The 15808-nt window shown below is 43.3% G+C and carries 18 protein-coding genes; 16 read left to right on the forward strand and 2 right to left on the reverse strand.

The genetic code is table 11. The features are described from left to right. The first annotated feature begins 1 nt into the window (after position 1). The 3 genes from mnmG to noc all read left to right on the forward strand — a co-directional run bounded on the left by mnmG (position 2) and on the right by noc (position 3594). On the forward strand, positions 2–1888 hold the full coding sequence (gene mnmG / locus LJF29_RS20420; protein WP_229150238.1) for a tRNA uridine-5-carboxymethylaminomethyl(34) synthesis enzyme MnmG: 1887 nt from the start codon (positions 2–4) through the stop codon (positions 1886–1888). 13 nt (positions 1889–1901) lie between these two features. Then, complete coding sequence (rsmG, locus tag LJF29_RS20425) at positions 1902–2621, forward strand: 16S rRNA (guanine(527)-N(7))-methyltransferase RsmG (protein ID WP_010332667.1); 720 nt, start codon at positions 1902–1904, stop codon at positions 2619–2621. 121 nt (positions 2622–2742) lie between these two features. Beyond that, complete coding sequence (gene noc, locus LJF29_RS20430; RefSeq protein WP_003219249.1) at positions 2743–3594, forward strand: nucleoid occlusion protein; 852 nt, start codon at positions 2743–2745, stop codon at positions 3592–3594. Positions 3595–3637: 43 nt separating this feature from the next. Here the strand turns inward: noc and LJF29_RS20435 are convergent, their stop codons facing one another. Next, the gene (locus tag LJF29_RS20435) at positions 3638–4078 is read right to left on the reverse strand and encodes a PH domain-containing protein (RefSeq protein WP_229150239.1); all 441 of its coding nucleotides are present in this window, start codon (positions 4076–4078) and stop codon (positions 3638–3640) included. 248 nt (positions 4079–4326) lie between these two features. Here LJF29_RS20435 and soj point away from each other — a divergent pair, with 248 nt between their 5' ends. Both soj and spo0J read left to right on the forward strand, forming a co-directional pair. Then, complete coding sequence (soj, locus tag LJF29_RS20440; RefSeq protein WP_010332665.1) at positions 4327–5088, forward strand: sporulation initiation inhibitor protein Soj; 762 nt, start codon at positions 4327–4329, stop codon at positions 5086–5088. Then, positions 5081–5929, forward strand: a complete 849-nt coding sequence (gene spo0J, locus LJF29_RS20445; protein WP_010332664.1) for a stage 0 sporulation protein Spo0J — start codon at positions 5081–5083, stop codon at positions 5927–5929. The genes soj and spo0J overlap by 8 nt, the downstream gene beginning before the upstream one ends. Positions 5930–5967: 38 nt before the next feature. On the opposite strand, the gene yyaC is transcribed toward spo0J, so the two are convergent. Then, complete coding sequence (gene yyaC, locus LJF29_RS20450; RefSeq protein ID WP_229150240.1) at positions 5968–6585, reverse strand: spore protease YyaC; 618 nt, start codon at positions 6583–6585, stop codon at positions 5968–5970. Positions 6586–7146: 561 nt separating this feature from the next. On the opposite strand from yyaC, the gene LJF29_RS20455 reads away from it, so the two are divergent. From LJF29_RS20455 to LJF29_RS20505, 11 genes are all read left to right on the forward strand, one after another. Next, the gene (locus tag LJF29_RS20455; protein ID WP_032731139.1) at positions 7147–8163 is read left to right on the forward strand and encodes a membrane protein; all 1017 of its coding nucleotides are present in this window, start codon (positions 7147–7149) and stop codon (positions 8161–8163) included. A gap of 93 nt (positions 8164–8256) precedes the next feature. Then, positions 8257–8463 (forward strand): DUF951 domain-containing protein, encoded by a 207-nt coding sequence (locus LJF29_RS20460; protein ID WP_010332661.1) that lies wholly within the window; start codon positions 8257–8259, stop codon positions 8461–8463. Between the two features lie 50 nt (positions 8464–8513). Further along, complete coding sequence (locus tag LJF29_RS20465) at positions 8514–10517, forward strand: molybdopterin-dependent oxidoreductase (RefSeq protein ID WP_229150241.1); 2004 nt, start codon at positions 8514–8516, stop codon at positions 10515–10517. A gap of 126 nt (positions 10518–10643) precedes the next feature. After that, entirely contained in the window at positions 10644–11744 is a 1101-nt protein-coding gene (gene ychF / locus LJF29_RS20470) for a redox-regulated ATPase YchF (RefSeq protein WP_010332659.1), read from the forward strand. Between the two features lie 110 nt (positions 11745–11854). Beyond that, entirely contained in the window at positions 11855–12142 is a 288-nt protein-coding gene (rpsF, locus tag LJF29_RS20475) for a 30S ribosomal protein S6 (RefSeq protein WP_010332658.1), read from the forward strand. 40 nt (positions 12143–12182) lie between these two features. Further along, positions 12183–12701: a single-stranded DNA-binding protein SsbA gene (gene ssbA / locus LJF29_RS20480; RefSeq protein ID WP_003219228.1), complete on the forward strand. Its 519-nt coding sequence runs from the start codon at positions 12183–12185 to the stop codon at positions 12699–12701. Positions 12702–12743: 42 nt separating this feature from the next. After that, on the forward strand, positions 12744–12983 hold the full coding sequence (gene rpsR, locus LJF29_RS20485) for a 30S ribosomal protein S18 (RefSeq protein WP_010332656.1): 240 nt from the start codon (positions 12744–12746) through the stop codon (positions 12981–12983). 60 nt (positions 12984–13043) lie between these two features. After that, positions 13044–13802 carry an exodeoxyribonuclease III gene (gene xth / locus LJF29_RS20490; RefSeq protein WP_229150242.1) on the forward strand — a complete coding sequence of 253 codons (759 nt, stop codon included), beginning with the start codon at positions 13044–13046 and terminating at the stop codon, positions 13800–13802. 58 nt (positions 13803–13860) lie between these two features. Next, positions 13861–14802, forward strand: coding sequence for a LacI family DNA-binding transcriptional regulator (locus tag LJF29_RS20495; protein WP_229150243.1), 942 nt, complete (start codon positions 13861–13863; stop codon positions 14800–14802). A gap of 51 nt (positions 14803–14853) precedes the next feature. Continuing rightward, positions 14854–15234, forward strand: coding sequence for a VOC family protein (locus tag LJF29_RS20500; protein WP_229150244.1), 381 nt, complete (start codon positions 14854–14856; stop codon positions 15232–15234). 18 nt (positions 15235–15252) lie between these two features. Next, the gene (locus LJF29_RS20505) at positions 15253–15807 is read left to right on the forward strand and encodes a sugar O-acetyltransferase (RefSeq protein ID WP_229150245.1); all 555 of its coding nucleotides are present in this window, start codon (positions 15253–15255) and stop codon (positions 15805–15807) included. Position 15808 lies beyond the last annotated feature (1 nt).

Genomic DNA, 15808 nt, shown 5'->3' on the forward strand with positions numbered 1-15808 from the left:
CATGGGGTATGAAGCAGGCCAATACGATGTGATTGTGATTGGCGCCGGGCATGCCGGTGTTGAGGCTGCCCTCGCATCAGCACGCCAAGGCGCCAAAACGCTTGTCTTGACCATCAACTTAGATATGGTTGCGTTTATGCCATGTAATCCGTCTGTCGGCGGCCCTGCAAAAGGGATTGTCGTCCGCGAAATTGACGCGCTTGGCGGAGAAATGGGCAGAAACATTGATAAAACACATATTCAAATGAGAATGCTGAATACTGGAAAAGGTCCTGCGGTCCGTGCATTGCGTGCCCAAGCAGACAAATTCCAATATCAGCACGAAATGAAAAATACGCTTGAAAAAGAACCAAACTTAACGCTGCTGCAAGGAATTGTGGAGCGGCTGATCGTTGAAGACGGCGAGTGCCGCGGTGTCATTACACAAACCGGTGCGCATTACCGCGCGAAAGCTGTTGTCATGACGACTGGAACATATTTGAGAGGGCGTATCATTCTCGGTGATCTTTCTTACTCAAGCGGTCCGAACAACCAGCAGCCTTCTATTAAGCTTTCTGAGCATTTGGAAGAACTGGGCTTCGACCTTGTTCGTTTTAAAACAGGTACGCCGCCTCGCGTCAAAAGCGACACGATTGATTACAGCAAAACGGAAATTCAGCCTGGTGACGAAGTGCCTCGCGCTTTCTCATATGAAACGGTTGAATATATCACAGATCAGCTTCCTTGCTGGCTGACATATACGAGCCCTGAGACACATGAAATTATCGACAGCAACCTGCACCGTTCACCGATGTATTCCGGTATGATCAAAGGTACAGGTCCGAGATACTGCCCGTCAATTGAAGATAAAGTTGTTCGTTTTAATGATAAACCGCGTCATCAAATTTTCCTTGAGCCAGAAGGCAGAAATACGCAGGAAGTTTATGTTCAAGGTTTGTCTACTAGTCTTCCAGAGGACGTGCAGCAAAGAATGCTTGCAACGATTCCGGGTCTGGAAAACGTTCAAATGATGAGAGCCGGCTATGCGATTGAGTACGACGCGATTGTACCGACTCAGCTATGGCCGACGCTTGAAACGAAAAAAATTACAAATCTCTACACTGCCGGCCAAATTAATGGAACATCCGGTTATGAAGAAGCCGCGGGACAAGGCATTATGGCGGGAATCAATGCAGGGCGAAAAGCGCTTGGAAAAGAAGAAGTGATTCTAAGCCGTTCTGACGCCTACATTGGTGTTCTCATTGATGACCTTGTGACAAAAGGAACAAATGAGCCATACCGTCTTTTGACATCTCGTGCTGAATACAGATTGCTTCTTCGCCATGACAATGCAGATCTGCGTCTGACAGAAATCGGCCACCGTATCGGATTAATTTCTGATGAGCGATTTGCGGCTTTTGAAACGAAAAAAGCGGCCATCGAAGCGGAGAAAAAACGTCTGCATTCTGTGATTATCAAGCCGTCTCCAGAAAATCAAGAATATATCCGTTCTCTTGGCGGAAGCGAATTGAAAGATGGAGTACGCGGCACAGACTTGATGAAACGTCCTGAAATGAACTATGAAACTGTGACTAAACTTGCGCCGCCAGAAGTGACGGTTCCGCAAGAAGTGGCAGAACAAGTAGAAATTCAAGTGAAATATGAAGGGTATATTGAAAAATCCCTTCAGCAGGTGGAAAAACTGAAGAAGATGGAAAACAAAAAAATCCCTGATCGAATTGATTATGATGCAATTAAGGGGATTGCAACTGAGGCACGTCAAAAGCTGAAAAACGTACGGCCTTTGTCTGTTGCCCAAGCTTCCCGTATTTCCGGTGTGAACCCGGCAGACATTTCAATTCTATTGGTATATTTAGAGCAGGGCCGCATTGCGAAGATAGCCGAGTAGAAAGGATGACGGCATGAATATTGAAGAATTCACTTCTGGACTGGCGGAAAAAGGGATCTCCCTTTCTCCTCGTCAGCTGGAGCAATTTGAGCTGTATTACGATATGCTGGTTGAGTGGAATGAAAAAATTAATCTGACTTCGATTACAGAGAAAAAAGAAGTGTATCTGAAGCACTTTTATGATTCCATTACAGCTGCATTTTATGTCGACTTCAATCAGGTGAATACGATTTGTGATGTCGGAGCGGGAGCGGGTTTTCCGAGTCTGCCGATTAAAATATGTTTTCCGCACCTTCATGTCACAATCGTAGATTCATTAAACAAACGAATAACATTTTTAGAAAAGCTGTCTGAAGCTTTACAATTGGAGAATACGACATTTTGCCATGATAGAGCTGAAACATTCGGGCAACGGAAGGACATACGGGAAAGCTATGATATCGTGACAGCGCGAGCGGTTGCGAGACTATCTGTTTTAAGCGAGCTTTGTCTGCCTCTGGTGAAGAAAAACGGTTTATTTGTTGCTTTAAAAGCCGCATCTGCTGAAGAAGAATTAAATGCGGGGAAGAAAGCAATCACAACGCTTGGAGGAGAACTGGAGAATACCTATTCCTTTAAGCTGCCTATTGAAGAAAGCGATCGTAATATTATGGTGATACGCAAGATTAAAAATACACCTAAGAAGTATCCAAGAAAACCGGGAACTCCTAATAAATCGCCAATTGAAGGGTAATTTAGACAGCCTGATATGACAATACCATCATATTTTCTTCAAAATTAATGACGGTACAGCAGGAAAAACCATGAGAAAATAGAATTATAAAAATGGCAGTTTTTAAAGGTGGTGTAGGTACATGAAGCATTCATTCTCTCGTTTCTTCGGGCTTGGTGAGAAGGAACAGGAACCGGAGATTGCTGAACATGAGACAAACAAAGAAGAGATTCTTGAAATACCGGTAAATGCTATCGTTCCCAACCGTTTTCAGCCACGCACCATTTTCTCAGATGAAAAAATCAAAGAGTTAGCAATGACCATTCATACACACGGCATTATTCAGCCGATTGTTGTCAGGCATACAGAAGAAGAAGGCCAATACGAACTCATTGCAGGTGAAAGACGCTGGAGAGCGGTGCAATCGCTCGAGTGGGAAAAGATTCCGGCCATTATTAAGGATTTTTCCGACACGGAAACCGCTTCTGTGGCGTTAATTGAAAATTTGCAGCGGGAGGAATTGTCTTCGATTGAGGAAGCGCATGCCTACGCAAGGCTCCTTGAGCTTCATGATTTAACACAGGAAGCACTGGCGCAGCGTTTAGGAAAAGGACAGTCAACGATTGCGAATAAACTGCGGCTATTAAAGCTGCCTCAGCCGGTTCAAGACGCAATCATGGAGAAGAAAATCACTGAGCGTCATGCCAGAGCGCTGATTCCCCTGAAACAGCCTGAGCTCCAAGTCACACTGCTCACAGAGATAATTGAGAAAAGCTTAAATGTAAAGCAGACAGAAGACCGCGTGGTTAAAATGCTGGAGCAAGGCCAGAGAAAACCAAAGCCTAGACGCAAAGCGTTCAGCAGGGATACTAGAATTGCAATGAACACGATTCGCCAGTCACTGTCAATGGTTGAAGACAGCGGTGTAAAATTGAATACGGAAGAAGAAGAATTTGAAGAATATATTCAACTGACGATTCGCATACCAAAATAAAAGCTCTCCTGCTGTCCAGGAGAGCTTTTTCGCTAAAAGGAAATTAATTACTTTTAGTTGCGATTATTATATTAGAATTCTTTTCTTTGAGCTGCTGGATAAATTCTTCCGTGTCTTTTGGAGAAATGACTGCATGTCCCCAGCCTCCCCGATAATAAATTGTAATCGCATGTCGTGAGCCAATAAGCCGAAAACCTGACCACAGCTTCTTTTGTTGAATCACTTTGTCGATTTTTTCATAAGGAATTTGATGTTTGATCAATCCGGCTTTAATGATCAAACGGTGCTCCTTCAATACATATTTCAGATCAATGAAACTCCAAATGATGAGCACATTTAAGAGAGTCAGAAGAACAAAAATGATCGAGCCGGATATCCTCATATTTCCCAGCACAAAAGGAACTATGGCATCTGCTTGTATCAGTAATATGAGAAACACAATCATAAGAGTAACGGGTGCATCTCTTTTTGTTTTGTAAACCATATGATCACCGTCCTGTTTGTACTTTCTGTCTTGTAACTTCTTCTTTTTTTCTATTTAAAATCCCTTTTTTAAGTCAAAAAAACATATAAGGATTAGAATTTATAAGAGAAAGCAATAAAGCGCTGATTGAATTTTCAAATATTCCCTCCTGATAAAAGACAAAATGATGAAAAAAGTGAAACGCTTTAATCTTTTTTTGATAAAATAGAAACATGACAGTACATGTTCATGTGAAAGTAGGTGACATCGTGGGAAAAATCATAGCAATTACGAACCAAAAAGGCGGAGTCGGAAAAACAACGACGTCTGTCAACCTTGGAGCATGCTTAGCTTACATAGGGAAAAGGGTTCTGCTGGTAGATATTGATCCGCAAGGGAATGCAACGAGCGGATTGGGGATTGAAAAAGCCGATGTAGATCAGTGTGTGTACGATATTTTAGTAGATGATGCAGATGTAATAGATATTATTAAAGCAACTTCAGTAGAGAATTTGGATGTGATTCCTGCGACGATACAGCTTGCAGGAGCTGAGATCGAGCTGGTTCCGACAATTTCAAGAGAAGTGAGACTTAAGAGAGCCCTTGAAGCAGTGAAGCAGAATTATGATTATATTATTATTGATTGTCCTCCGTCATTGGGATTGCTGACAATTAACGCGTTGACTGCTTCAGATTCAGTTGTCATACCTGTACAGTGCGAATACTATGCCTTAGAGGGACTGAGCCAATTATTAAATACAGTACGTCTAGTGCAAAAGCATTTGAATACTGATTTAATGATTGAAGGCGTATTGCTGACGATGCTTGATGCCCGGACAAATCTTGGCATTCAAGTGATTGAAGAGGTGAAAAAATACTTTAGAGATAAAGTATATCAGACTGTTATTCCGCGTAATGTCCGTTTGAGCGAGGCACCGAGTCACGGTAAACCCATCATTTTATACGATCCGCGATCAAGAGGAGCGGAAGTATATTTAGATTTAGCAAAGGAAGTGGCTGCGAATGGCTAAAGGCCTTGGAAAAGGGATTAATGCGTTGTTTAATCAGGTTGATTTGTCTGAAGAGACAGTTGAGGAAATCAAAGTTACCGATTTACGCCCTAATCCTTATCAGCCAAGAAAACACTTTGACAACGAAGCGCTAGCTGAGTTAAAGGAATCTGTGCTGCAGCATGGCATTCTCCAGCCGCTTATCGTCAGAAAATCTTTAAAAGGCTATGATATCGTTGCGGGTGAACGGCGCTTTCGGGCGGCAAAGCTTGCAGGATTAGAAACTGTTCCAGCGATTGTCCGTGAATTATCAGAGGCGTTAATGAGAGAAATTGCTTTACTGGAAAACCTTCAGCGTGAGGATTTATCACCGCTGGAAGAGGCTCAGGCTTATGACTCTTTGCTTAAGCACTTAGATGTTACGCAAGAGCAGCTTGCAAAACGTCTAGGAAAAAGCAGGCCGCATATTGCCAACCATTTAAGATTGCTGACACTGCCTGAGAACATTCAGCAGCTGATTGCGGAAGGCACGCTCTCTATGGGGCATGGCCGCACACTTCTTGGTTTGAAGAATAAAAACAAGCTTGAACCGCTTGTGCAAAAAGTGATTGCAGAACAGCTTAACGTTCGTCAGCTTGAGCAGCTGATTCAGCAATTAAATGAGAATGTTCCACGTGAAACAAAGAAAAAAGAACCTGTGAAGGATGCGGTTATCAAAGAACGGGAATCGTATCTCCAAAATTATTTTGGTACAACAGTAAATATTAAGAGACAAAAGAAAAAAGGTAAAATCGAAATTGAGTTTTTCTCCAACGAGGATCTTGAACGGATCTTAGAGCTTTTATCAGAACGAGAGTCGTAATGAAAGAAAACCATCTCTATTGAAGATGGTTTTTTGTTTTATAATCGTCCTGTGAGTCTTTGCAGCGGACTAAGCCGTTCCTGCCTCCACTCTGTTCGATCTGTTAAACTCAGTCCCTCAGCAAGAACATTTGCCATACTCATGACCAAGTGAAGCCTTGTATTTTGTAAAACAAAGTACTCCATGAAACCGCTCACATTTACAATTCCGTTCACATGGAGATCTCCTACCTCAGGAAGATCCTTCTGTACACCGGCCCCAGGCTTTAAAGGACCCTCTCCGATTTGGAATGAACCTACGCTTTTCACACGCCCTAAGCATGCATCCACCGCTATAATAAATGGGTTTTTATGTAATTTGTGAATTTCCATTAATTTATCCTTCATGTTTACAGCATGCACGGGATCAGACAGGGTGCCGTAGACGTGGAATCTGGTGAGCTGCATCTGTTTGAGTTTCATTCCTACGAGCGGGCCTAATGAGTCACCAGTTGAACGGTCTGTTCCGATACAAACCACAACAATTGGTCTGCCGGCAGCTTTATGTAAGGATGAAGAAAGAATCGTTTGTATTTGTTTTGCTGCAGCTGTATCTGTATGTGAAACATATTGCTTTACTCGTTCCTGAGAAGAAAAAAGCCCGCCTTTTCGATTCATAGGTTTCACTTCCTTGTTAGGTATCGGAATTGCTAGGGATGTGTTTTTTTGGTATGTAAGGTTGTTTACATTATATCCAGCAGTTAGGTTTTTTATGCTTTGTGTCTGTTTACGGATTTTTGAATACAGAGAGGAGATGATAGAGGTTGTTTACAAGTATTGTGTCGCAGCGCTTCAGATGACGCAAGATTTGGTCTGCTGTCTAACTTGGTTATGGTTCTGGTAATGAAGCAATCATTTGAATACGGAACGCCTAATGAAGTTTACAAAGATCGAAGGATTGAAATTGACTTCTAATACCGGAATTTTTGAATTTTTGGCATTGAGCCTGTCGAACATTTATTTTAGGAAGTATCAGGATAGCTTGGTGGAGAAAGTGGAGAATGGAATTCTGTGTTTTGACTGCCTGTTTAGGCGGTCTTTTTTGATGTGTATTTTGTATGATAATTTCACTCCAGTCATTATTTTTTGTTTTTCTATGAAAATAGGCATTTTTGTTATTAGCGTTTTATATAGTAACAATAACGGAAACAAGCTGAACTCTTTACCTATGAGGTGATAATGTTGTGGAGAGCCGGAATGAGGTGGATGCTCCTTATATTGGGCAGTCTGATCGGCGCCGGATATGCAAGCGGTCAGGAGATATGGCAGTTTTTTGGCGCAGAAAGCGGACTGGCTATTGTGCTGTTTACAGTAATGTTCATTTTCTCGTCTTATATTGTGATGAAAATCAGTTTTAAGGTTCAATCCACTCACTTTCTGCCGGTTCTTGAACATTTAATGGGACCGTGGCTGGCGAAAATTTATGATATTCTCATTGTCTTTTATTTATTTTCTACAACCATGGTGATGATCGCAGGAGGCGGAGTGACGCTGCAGATGTACAAGCTCCCTTTTTGGTGGGGGATTGCGCTGCTGTGCATCGTGACGGTTTGTTTGTTTTTTTGGGATGTGAATGGGATTTTATCTGTGAATGCCATTTTAATTCCTATTTTAGTAGCGGGTCTGCTGTACGCGTTATTTTCATTTCAGAGCACTCATCACCATACGTGGACGATAGATTTGAGCCGGCAGTATAACTGGCCTGCCAGCATTACGTTTACTTCCTTAAATATTCTTTCGGTGGTCGCAATACTATCGTCTGTCGGGAAAGAAATGAAAGGGCTGGGGGAAGCTAAAATCGCCAGTGTGGCCAGCGGTCTTATTTTTGGCGTGATCTCTTTTGTTTATAATGAAACATTAGTGGAGCTGGCGGGCTCCCTTTCTCAATTTGAAATTCCGCTGTTTGCCGTTCTGGAAGGCGCCCCTTATTTTCTTTTTTTATGTATGACTGCGGTGCTGTGCCTTGCGATATATACGACGACAGTGGCTGGTTTATTCGGATTGTCCAGTCGGCTCATGGCATTTCTTCACATGCCGAGATGGATGATTGTATTGATTCTGTTAGTGTTGATGGTGCCTTTTACTTCTTTCGGTTTTTCCGATTTAATCGCTTTTCTGTATCCCATTTATGGAATGCTGAATCTTTATCTATTAGTTTGTTTGCTGTTATATCCTATTTTAAGTAAATGGAAATAAGAGGATGTTCTTCTTTTTGGGTATGATGATTGCTCTAGTGATCAGTTTTTTTGTACAATAGATTCAGCAGTTTATGAAGAGAGGTGAAGGGTCTTGGCGGATAAAGACTTTGGCCTGAAAGATATTGTAGAAATGAAGAAACCGCACCCATGCGGAGCAAACAGATGGAAAATCATACGTATGGGAATGGATATTCGGATTAAGTGTGAGGGTTGCTCTCACAGTGTGATGATTCCGAGAAAAGAATTTGAAAGAAAAGTAAAAAAAGTACTGGTCAAGCATGAGGAGCCTACTTCATAAAAAGGCTGACACTCATGCTTTTTCATATAGAAGGTAAGGAGAAGACGGCGATGAGCAAAGTGCATCAGTCAGCATGCCCTCTGAATTGCTGGGACAGCTGCGGTTTTGTGGTGACTGTTGATGACGGAAAGGTAACAAAAGTGGACGGAGATCCAAACCATCCGATTACAGAAGGAAAAATCTGCGGCCGCGGCAGAATGCTAGAGACGAAAACAAACTCGCCTGATCGGCTTCGCTATCCGATGAAGAAACAAAATGGCGAGTTTGTGCGGATTTCCTGGAAGCAGGCTCTTGATGAAATTGCCGATAAACTTCGGGACATTAAGGAGACGTCAGAAACAACAGCAGTTTTGCACAGCCATGATTACGCCAATAACGGTTTGTTAAAAGCGCTAGATCAGCGTTTTTTTAATGCGTATGGCGGTGTGACAGAGATTGTCGGAAGCATTTGCTGGGGCTCTGGTATAGAGGCGCAAAGCTGGGATTTCGGCCGGTCGTATGGGCACGGGCCGCTTGATATTTACAACAGCAAACACGTCGTTGTGTGGGGCAGAAATGTATCAAGGACAAATATGCACCTTTATCACCATTTGCAGCAGGTAAAGAAAAAGGGCGCAACACTGACGGTGATTGATCCGATTTTTAATCCGACTGCAAAACTGGCTGACCGTTATATTTCTGTAAAGCCGGGAATGGATGGCTGGCTTGCCGCGGCTGTTTTGAAGGTTCTGATCGAGACGGGAAGAACGGATGAGGATTTTATTTCTCAGCATTCTGTCGGGTTTGATGATGTAAAAGAGCTTTTGAGTACCGTTTCTTTAGAAGAATTTACTGAGAAAACAGAGACAACGATGGAGGAGCTGGAGTTTCTTGCTGGTCTGTATGCCGATGGCCCTGTGTCTACTTTTATGGGGCTTGGTATGCAGCGGTACAAAAATGGCGGCGGGACGATTCGCTGGATTGATGCGCTTGTTGCGGCAAGCGGAAACGTTGGTATTAAAGGCGGCGGCGCAAATTTTGGCAATGTCCAGATTGGTGAAAGCTTTGCAAAAACAAAGCTGACAATGCCGGAATTAAAAACGACATCACGTTCTTTTTCAATGATGACACAGGCTGAAGAGGTTTTAACCGCTGCTGATCCTGCGATCGAGATGATTATCGTGACATGCGGGAACCCGCTGACTCAGGTGCCAAATACAAATAAAGTAAGAAAAGCATTTGAAAAGGTTCCGGTGACCGTAGCGATTGATTCCATCATGACCGATACGGCACAGCTGTGCGACTATGTTTTGCCGACTGCCACTGTTTTTGAAGAAGAGGATATTTACTATTCTAGTATGTACCATCATTATGTTCAGTATGGGAAGAAGCTGGTGGAACCGCAGGGCGAAGCGAAGCCGGACAGATGGATATGGGCAGAGCTTGCAAAACGCCTTGGGTTTGGAGAGCTTTTTGAACACAGTACTGAAGAACTTCTGAAGATGGGGCTTTCTTCATTGGAGGCAGACGGTGTAACGCTTGAGCGCCTAAAAGAAAAAGGCCATCTCCCGCTTCCGGTTAAACAGGTGCCTTGGGATGACTTTAAATTTCTGACGCCAAGCGGAAAATTTGAGTTTACCTCGTCTTTAGCTGAAGAAAAAGGATTTAGCGGTGCACTTCAATTGGAAGTGCCTGAGGAGTCTGTTTACCATAACGAAGAACTTGCCGAAAAATACCCATACACGCTTTTGTCTATTCATCCGCAGCGCTCTAATCATTCACAGCATATTCCGTTCATCGAGAAGCTTCAGCACATACAGGTTGATATTTCTTCAGACATAGCGGCTGAGCAGAATCTTCAGGATGGAGACGAGGTTGTCATTTTCAATGATCGGGGCCGTTTGAATGGAAAAGTGAAAGTGATGAAACAGGCTCATCCGAAGACGATAAATATAGATGAAGGCATGTGGGCGGCTTTTGGCGGCTCCGTCAATACGCTGACAAATGATACAAATTCTGATAATGGAATGGGAAGTACGCTTTTTGACTGTTTAGTGGGCTTGAAAAAAGCATAATGAGAAGGTTCAGCAGGCTGAAGATGCTTTTTTGTCAGCTTGTCTTTTCCAGTGAACCTCCTTATAATTGCTCTAGGTTCAAAATACGTTAATGCAATGACGGTTTTATATAGAGGAGATGAAAGAATGGCTTTAACAGCTGGAATTGTCGGTTTGCCGAACGTCGGGAAATCAACATTATTTAACGCAATTACACAGGCCGGTGCCGAATCAGCCAACTACCCGTTCTGTACAATTGATCCGAACGTGGGAATTGTAGAAGTACCGGACGATCGTCTGCAAAAGCTGACTGAGCTTGTCCAACCAAAGAAGACTGTGCCGACTGCTTTTGAATTCACTGATATTGCAGGAATCGTAAAAGGTGCGTCAAAAGGAGAAGGTCTCGGTAACAAATTCCTTTCTCATATTCGCCAAGTTGACGCGATCTGCCACGTTGTCCGTGCTTTTTCTGATGATAATATTACACACGTTTCCGGTAAAGTTGATCCGATTGATGATATCGAAACGATCAATCTTGAGCTGATTCTCGCTGATATGGAAACAGTCGAGAAGCGGATTACACGTGTCAGCAAGCTTGCAAAGCAAAAAGATAAAGAGGCTGTGTTTGAGTTTGACATTTTGTCTAAACTGAAAGAAGCGTTTGAGAATGAAAAGCCTGCTCGTTCTGTTGAGTTTACTGAAGAGCAGCAAAAGCTTGTAAAGCAGCTTCATTTGCTGACGTCAAAGCCTATTTTGTATGTTGCGAACGTAAGTGAAGATGAAGTGGCTGATCCGTCTGGCAATGAATATGTAGCGAAGATTCGTGAATACGCTGCCGGCGAAAACGCAGAAGTCATCGTCGTTTGTGCGAAGATTGAATCCGAAATCGCTGAGCTTGAAGGCGATGAAAAGCAAATGTTCCTTGAAGAGCTGGGTATTGAAGAGTCAGGTCTTGATCAGCTAATTAAAGCATCTTACTCCCTGCTTGGGCTGGCAACATATTTCACAGCCGGTGAACAGGAAGTCAGAGCTTGGACATTCAAAAAAGGCATGAAGGCCCCTGAATGCGCTGGAATTATTCATAGTGACTTTGAGCGCGGCTTCATTCGCGCTGAAACGGTTGCCTATGAGGATCTTCTTGCGGGCGGCGGCATGGCAGGAGCGAAGGAAGCCGGAAAAGTCCGTCTTGAAGGAAAAGATTACGTGGTAAAAGACGGAGATGTAATTCATTTCCGATTTAATGTATAGGATGCAGTTGTAAAGGGACAAGAGCTTTGGTATAATATAAAATTGTGAGTAATAGAATTATTGCTCCTTGCCCATTACGGGCCGCTTAGTCCAAAAGGAGGTGCAAACAGATGAGAAAGTACGAAGTTATGTACATTATCCGCCCAAACATTGACGATGAGTCTAAAAAAGCAGTTATCGAGCGTTTCAGCAACGTTCTGACTTCTAACGGTGCGGAGATCACTGGAACAAAGGATTGGGGTAAACGTCGTCTTGCTTACGAAATCAACGATTTCCGCGACGGTTTCTACCAAATCGTAAACGTTCAAGCTGATGCTGCGGCAGTTCAAGAATTTGACCGTCTAGCTAAGATCAGTGACGATATCATTCGCCACATTGTTGTTAAAGAAGAAGAATAAGCAATTTTGAAATATATAATGGTAAAAGGTGGTCTTTCTTATGCTTAACCGAGTTGTATTAGTCGGAAGACTGACAAAAGACCCAGAGCTTCGTTATACGCCAAACGGTGCGGCTGTTGCCACGTTTACTCTTGCTGTGAATCGTACATTTACGAACCAGTCAGGAGAACGTGAGGCCGATTTCATTAATTGTGTCACTTGGAGAAGACAAGCCGAAAACGTTGCTAACTTCCTGAAAAAAGGAAGCCTTGCAGGCGTAGATGGCCGTTTACAAACAAGAAACTATGAAAACCAGCAAGGGCAGCGTGTCTTCGTGACCGAGGTCCAAGCTGAAAGTGTTCAATTTCTTGAGCCGAAAAACGGCGGCGGTTCTGGTTCAGGTGGATACAACGAAGGAAACAGCGGCGGAGGCCAGTACTTTGGCGGAGGCCAAAATGATAATCCATTCGGAGGAAATCAAAACAACCAGAGACGCAATCAGGGGAACAGCTTTAATGATGACCCATTTGCCAACGACGGCAAGCCGATTGACATCTCGGATGATGATCTTCCATTCTAATGAGAATATCACTAAATTGACAAAGAAAGGAGGGAAATGACAATGGCAGGAGGACGCAGAGGCGGTCGTGCGAAGCGCCGTAAAGTGTGTTATTTCACTTCTAACGGCATCACGCACATCGACTACAAAGATGTAGATCTTCTTAGAAAGTTTGTTTCTGAGCGCGGTAAAATTTTACCACGTCGTGTAACTGGAACAAACGCTAAATACCAACGTAAATTGACTGCAGCGATCAAACGCGCTCGTCAAATGGCTTTACTTCCATACGTAACTGGTGAGTAAGCTGATACGTAAAGAGCAAGGACCTTCGGGTTCTTGCTCTTTTTTATAGGGGGATAAAAAATGAAGCTCATTTCTTGGAATGTGAATGGCCTGCGGGCTGCCATGAGAAAAATGGATTTCCTCTCTTACTTGAAAGACGAGGATGCCGATATTGTATGTCTGCAGGAGACAAAGATTCAGGACGGCCAAGTGGATCTTGAGCCAGAAGGCTACCACGTATATTGGAACTATGCAGAGAAAAAAGGATATTCCGGCACGGCTGTTTTTTCAAAACAAAAGCCGCTGAACGTCATGTATGGAATCGGAATAGAAGAGCATGATCAAGAGGGCAGAGTGATTACGCTGGAATTTGAAACCATGTATGTGATGACCGTTTACACGCCTAATGCAAAAAGAGGACTGGAACGCATCGATTACCGTTTGCAGTGGGAAGAGGCTTTATTAGCGTTTATTCTCGAATTGGACAAGACAAAACCCGTTATCCTGTGCGGTGATTTAAATGTGGCTCATCAGGAAATTGATTTGAAGAATCCAAAAGCAAACCGGAATAACGCGGGTTTTTCTGATCAAGAAAGAGGAGCATTCACTCGCTTCTTAGAAGTCGGCTTTATCGACTCATTCCGTTATTTATATCCTGATCTGGAAGGCGCATATTCCTGGTGGTCGTATCGTGCGGGGGCACGGGACAGAAATATTGGCTGGCGTCTGGATTACTTTGTTGTTTCTGAACGGCTTAAGGGGCAGATTGAAGATGCCAAGATATCAGCACACGTCTTGGGCTCCGACCATTGTCCTGTTGAACTTACGATCAATATATGATGTGATAGCAGTAAGGATTGATCCTTACTGCTTTTTTATGATGAAAAAGGAGAAAGAGATGGCAAACATAAAAGAGATTGCAAGGCTGGCGAATGTATCTGTTTCGACTGTGTCACGCGTACTGAATCATCATCCGTATGTGTCTGAAGAAAAAAGGAAGCTGGTGCATCAAGTCATGGAGGAATTAGACTACACACCGAATCGAACTGCGATCGATCTCATTCGCGGCAAGACTCAAACGATCGGTGTAATCCTGCCTTACAGCGATCACCCTTGCTTTGATAAAATCGTAAACGGCATCACAAAGACGGCATTTAGACATGAATATGCAACAACCCTCCTCCCTACCAACTATAACCCCGACATTGAAATCAAATATTTAGAGCTGTTAAGAATGAAAAAAATAGATGGCCTCATTATTACATCACGAGCCAATCACTGGGACAGTATAATAGCCTATCAAGAATATGGACCGCTTATCGCTTGTGAAGATACTGGAGACATTGATATTCCTTGTGCTTACAATGACAGAAAAGCAGCCTACATAGAAAGCTTTCGATATCTAAAGAATCGCGGACATGAGAATATCGCTTTTACTTGCGTGAGAAGCGCCGACAAGAGTCCGAGTACGGCGGATAAAGCAGCAGCTTATCAGGCCGTCTATGGCAGCCTGGAGGACCGCCATATGCTGACCGGCTGCAATCATATGGACGACGGAGAGCAGGCGGGTGCGTATTTCTATACAAGCGGCCGGGCTCCAACAGCTATTTATGCAAACAGTGATGAAGTGGCAGCGGGAATTTATGTATTTGCCAAAAAGAAAGACTGGGATGTTGAGATCCTTGGAGAAGGACATTCCTCTATCAGCCGTGCCCTCTGTTTCCCATCGCTTGACCTGAATCTTGAGCAGCTGGGCACCGCAGCATTTTCGTTATTTTTGCAGGAACATCCCATAGATATAAAAATTCAGCATCAATTCATGAAAAAAAGCTTGAACTGAAATGCATTTCATCCCTTATAACTTCATTGAAAGACAAAGGAGGAGGAAGACATGCATATTGAGCACACGGCCATCTGGGTCAGAGATTTAGAGCGAATGAAGGCTTTTTATGAAACGTATTTTAATGGCAAAGCCAATTCTCTTTATTATAATGAGAAGAAAGATTTTAAGTCGTATTTTATGACGTTTGATTCCGGAGCAAGGCTGGAAATCATGAAAAAAGGAGATGTGACTGATCAGCCGTCACAAACGATGACAGGCTGGGCGCATATCGCTTTTTCCACTGGAAGCAAAGAGAATGTTGATGAACTGACAGAAAGGTTAAAGCAGGACGGATTCGCTGTAGTAAGCGGCCCAAGGACGACAGGGGACGGCTACTATGAAAGTGTAATTGAAGATGAGGAAGGAAATCTAATAGAGATTACAATTTAACATCTTGGAGTGAATTGAATGCTGACAGAAAAAGAAAAAATGGCAGCCGGAGAATTATACAACTCGGAAGACCGTGAATTATCACTAGAGCGTAAACATGCGAGAAATCTGATTAAACAATATAACGAATCACCAGAAGACGAGTCAGTGCGAACGGAGCTTTTGAAAAATCTGCTTGGTTCGATCGGTGATCAAGTCACCATTTTGCCGACATTCCGCTGTGATTACGGCTATCACATTCATATGGGGGATCGTACATTTGTTAATTTTGACTGTGTCATTCTTGATGTTTGTGAAGTTCGTATAGGATGTGATTGTTTGATAGCTCCAGGGGTGCATATCTACACGGCTGGTCACCCTCTCGACCCGCTTGTTAGGAAGTCGGGGAAGGAATTCGGTAAGCCTGTTACAATTGGAGATAATGTTTGGATTGGCGGGCGGGCAGTGATAAACCCGGGAGTGACGATCGGCGATAACGCGGTGATTGCTTCGGGTTCCGTAGTGACAAAGGATGTGCCTGCGAATACGGTTGTAGGAGGAAACCCTGCGAGAAAGCTGAATGAATTGAATTGAA

The sequence above is a fragment of the Bacillus sp. LBG-1-113 genome, assembly GCF_020708615.1.
Taxonomy (GTDB): domain Bacteria; phylum Bacillota; class Bacilli; order Bacillales; family Bacillaceae; genus Bacillus; species Bacillus mojavensis.

Bases quoted from the DNA above. Each gene is read 5' to 3' on its own strand.
- mnmG (WP_229150238.1), top strand. From the start codon at position 2: ATGGGGTATGAAGCAGGCCAATACGATGTGATTGTGATTGGCGCCGGG.
- rsmG (WP_010332667.1), top strand. From the start codon at position 1,902: ATGAATATTGAAGAATTCACTTCTGGACTGGCGGAAAAAGGGATCTCC.
- noc (WP_003219249.1), top strand. From the start codon at position 2,743: ATGAAGCATTCATTCTCTCGTTTCTTCGGGCTTGGTGAGAAGGAACAG.
- LJF29_RS20435 (WP_229150239.1), bottom strand. From the start codon at position 4,078: ATGGTTTACAAAACAAAAAGAGATGCACCCGTTACTCTTATGATTGTG.
- spo0J (WP_010332664.1), top strand. From the start codon at position 5,081: ATGGCTAAAGGCCTTGGAAAAGGGATTAATGCGTTGTTTAATCAGGTT.
- yyaC (WP_229150240.1), bottom strand. From the start codon at position 6,585: ATGAATCGAAAAGGCGGGCTTTTTTCTTCTCAGGAACGAGTAAAGCAA.
- LJF29_RS20455 (WP_032731139.1), top strand. From the start codon at position 7,147: ATGTTGTGGAGAGCCGGAATGAGGTGGATGCTCCTTATATTGGGCAGT.
- LJF29_RS20465 (WP_229150241.1), top strand. From the start codon at position 8,514: ATGAGCAAAGTGCATCAGTCAGCATGCCCTCTGAATTGCTGGGACAGC.
- ychF (WP_010332659.1), top strand. From the start codon at position 10,644: ATGGCTTTAACAGCTGGAATTGTCGGTTTGCCGAACGTCGGGAAATCA.
- rpsF (WP_010332658.1), top strand. From the start codon at position 11,855: ATGAGAAAGTACGAAGTTATGTACATTATCCGCCCAAACATTGACGAT.
- ssbA (WP_003219228.1), top strand. From the start codon at position 12,183: ATGCTTAACCGAGTTGTATTAGTCGGAAGACTGACAAAAGACCCAGAG.
- rpsR (WP_010332656.1), top strand. From the start codon at position 12,744: ATGGCAGGAGGACGCAGAGGCGGTCGTGCGAAGCGCCGTAAAGTGTGT.
- xth (WP_229150242.1), top strand. From the start codon at position 13,044: ATGAAGCTCATTTCTTGGAATGTGAATGGCCTGCGGGCTGCCATGAGA.
- LJF29_RS20495 (WP_229150243.1), top strand. From the start codon at position 13,861: ATGGCAAACATAAAAGAGATTGCAAGGCTGGCGAATGTATCTGTTTCG.
- LJF29_RS20500 (WP_229150244.1), top strand. From the start codon at position 14,854: ATGCATATTGAGCACACGGCCATCTGGGTCAGAGATTTAGAGCGAATG.
- LJF29_RS20505 (WP_229150245.1), top strand. From the start codon at position 15,253: ATGCTGACAGAAAAAGAAAAAATGGCAGCCGGAGAATTATACAACTCG.